At 39.8% G+C, this 653-nt stretch carries 1 protein-coding gene; it reads right to left on the bottom strand.

The annotated features are described in order from the left end of the window. Positions 1-653: outer membrane beta-barrel protein (locus tag DRV96_RS17825; RefSeq protein ID WP_162911151.1), on the bottom strand; the 653-nt coding region annotated here is incomplete at both ends.

The following is a 653-nucleotide window of genomic DNA, read 5'->3' as shown; positions in this document are numbered from 1 at the left end:
GGGTGCTACAGCGCCTTGACCGAAACGGTATGATAAACCTGCTGTTACAGAGTGGATATCAGGAGCATATTGGAAGTCCACATCTTGTGTGCCTGAACGAACTAATGCTTTATTTAAGTTACCCGCTTTGTTTAAGTATTGGTATTCAACACGTGCCGCTAATTCAGGAAGAATTGCGTACTCAACACCTGCACCTAAAATAGTTGATGCTTTTAATTTGTGGAATTTTGTTGTTGATTCGTTAGTGTTTTCCGCACCATATTTTTTATAGTCATTACGAACAACCGCAATACCTACTTTACCGTAAACGTCTAAGTCAGGTAATACTTCGTAGCTTGGTTTTAACGCTAAGTTTAAACCGTGAGCAGAGTGTTTAACTGTACGGAATTCATCTACGTTACCACGTACGCGACCGTAGTAGTCATAGCCTAATTCAGCTGCTAAACCGAAGTTATTTTGGTTTAAGATTTGGTAACCGCCGAATACACCGTAAGTTACAGAGTTACGGTTGATACCATACTTACGTGTTTTATCATTATAACGATCATCGTGACCAGATTTTAATTGGTTAACACCGTGGTGAAATGATGATTGACCAACTTTCGCACCTGCGTAGAAAGTATTTTGTTGTAGAGCTGCTTGAGCTACTAGAT

The sequence above is a fragment of the Azohydromonas sediminis genome, assembly GCF_003574675.1.
Lineage (GTDB): Bacteria > Pseudomonadota > Gammaproteobacteria > Burkholderiales > Burkholderiaceae_C > Calidifontimicrobium > Calidifontimicrobium sediminis.
Note: the sequence above shows the minus strand (reverse complement) of the source record. Positions and strands in the feature narration are given on the sequence as shown.